This is a genomic window from Micromonospora maritima, from assembly GCF_902825405.1.
In the GTDB taxonomy this organism is placed as follows: Bacteria; Actinomycetota; Actinomycetes; order Mycobacteriales; family Micromonosporaceae; genus Micromonospora; species Micromonospora maritima.
Window position 1 is genome coordinate 1 of the sequence record NZ_CADEAU010000689.1, and the last position, 2354, is coordinate 2354.

1 protein-coding gene is annotated in these 2354 nt (G+C 75.3%); it reads left to right on the top strand.

Annotation, left to right across the window (positions count from 1 at the left end; all coding sequences use genetic code 11):
• On the top strand, nt 1-2354 hold a 2354-nt coding region (locus tag HUW36_RS31095; protein WP_174531345.1), incomplete at both ends, for an acyltransferase domain-containing protein.

Sequence of the window (2354 nt, forward strand, 5' to 3'; positions counted from 1 at the left end):
CAGGCCGCCCGCCTGGCCGGACACGTCCGGTCGCGCGGCGAGGTGGACCCGGCCGCCGTGGCGTGGTCCCTCGTGGCCACCCGCGCCGTGTTCGACCACCGGGCCGCGGTGGTCGGCTCGTCGGTCGAGGAACTGCTGTCCGGGCTGGACGCGCTGGCCGACGGGTCACCCTCACCGCACCTGGTCACCGGCACCGCGTCCGCCGCCACCGGTCCGGTGTTCGTGTTCCCGGGTCAGGGCGCCCAGTCGGCGCGGATGGCGGCCGGTCTGGTCGGGCGGACGCCGGTGTTCGACGCCGCGTTGGGAGAGTGCCAGTCGGTGTTGGCCCCCTATCTGGACGTGGATCTGGTGTCGGTGTTGACCGGCGAGGACGAGTCGTGGTTGGAGCGGGTCGAGGTGGTGCAGCCGGTGCTGTGGGCCGTCGGCGTCGCCCTCGCGGCGGTGTGGCGGCACGTCGGGGTCGCTCCGCAGGCGGTGGTCGGGCACTCGCAGGGTGAGATCGGCGCGGCGTGCGTGGCGGGGATCCTGTCGCTGGAGGACGCGGCGAAGACGGTGGCGTTGCGGTCGCGGGCGCTCGTCGCGCTGCGGGGGACCGGGACGATGGCGTCGGTCGACCTGCCCGCCGACGAGGTGACGGCGCGGCTTGCTGCCGCCGCCGCAACAGCCGGCGTCGAAGGGTCCACGGCGGACTTCGCCGGCTCCGGTGCTGCCGACAACCGGTTCGCGGGTGTCGGGGTCGCGGCGGTGAACGGTCCGTCGACGGTGGTGGTGTCCGGCCCGCCGCAGGCCGTCGCCGACTTCGTGGCGGCCTGCCAGGCCGACGAGATCCGGGCCCGGCTGATCCCGGTCGACTACGCCTCCCACTCCGCCGCCGTCGAGGACGTCGCCCGGCAGCTTCGCACCGACCTGGCCGACATCCGGCCGCAGCCGGGTCACACCCGTCTGGTGTCGACGTTGACCGGTGACTGGGTCGACCCGGCGACCATGACGGCCGGCTACTGGTACGACAACCTGCGCCGCACGGTCCGGTTCGACACGGCGGTGCGGACGGCGATCGACGCCGGGCACACGATCTTCGTGGAGATCTCGCCGCATCCGGTGCTGGCCATGCCGGTCACCGCGATCCTGGACGACACCGGCACCACCGGCCACGTGCTGTCCACGCTGCGCCGCGGCGACGACGACCCGACCCGGCTGCTGACCAACCTGGCCACCGCCCACACCGTCGGCCTGCCCGTCGACCTCACCCGCGTCCTCGCCGAGACGACCACCGTCGACCTGCCCACCTACGCGTTCGAGCAGCACCGGTTCTGGCTCGACCCGCCTGCCCACCGGGCGCAGGACGTCGCCTCCGCCGGCCTCCAGGACGCCGGACACCCGCTGCTCAGCGCCGCCGTCACGTTCCCCGACAGCGAGCGGATGGTCTTCACCGGCCGGCTGTCCGTGCGTACCCACCCGTGGCTCGGCGAGCACCGGGTGATGGACGCGATCCTGCTGCCCGGCACCGCCTTCGTCGAGTTGGCCGCCCACGCCGGCGAGCAGGCCGGCGCGCCGGTGGTCGAGGAACTCACCCTGCTCGCCCCGCTCGTGCTGCCCGAACTGGGCTCGCTGCAGATCCAGCTCACCGTCGGCGACCGCGACGACGCCGGCCGCCGGCCGGTGCAGCTGCACTCCCGCCCGTACCGGGACGGGTCCGACGAGATCCTTGCCGACGTGGCCTGGACCTGCCACGCCACCGGCCAGCTCGCTCCGCGCGCCGCCGTCGCCCCCGCGTTCGACCTCGGCGTGTGGCCGCCGCCCGGCGCCACCGAGGTCGACTCCGAAGCCTTCTACGCCGGCATCGAGTCGACCGTGTTCGGCTACGGCCCGGCCTTCCGGGGCCTGCGCGCCGCCTGGACCCGTGGCGAGGAGGTGTTCGCCGAGGTGGCGCTCCCCGCCGACCACCACGCCGAGGCCGGCCGGTTCGGCATCCACCCGGCGCTGCTCGACGGCGCGCTCCAGGCCATGTCGATCGGCGGCTTCCTCGGCCGGATGGGCGACGGCGCCGACGCCACCGTGCCCCGACTGCCGTTCGCCTGGACCGGAGTCACGCTGCTCGCCGCCGGCGCCACCGCGCTGCGGGTCCGCGTCGCCGCGGCCGGCGACGTCGGCGTCACGTTCCAGGTCGCCGACGCCACCGGCGCGCCGGTCCTGCACGCCGAATCGCTGATCATGCGCCGGGTCACCGGGGACGCGCTCGGCGCCGCCCGCTCCGGCCGGCACGAGTCGCTGTTCCGGCTGGACTGGCCGGCGCTGGCCGTGCCCGCCGGACCGACGCCCGCCGCCGGCCGCTGGGTGGTCCTCGGCGACGACCT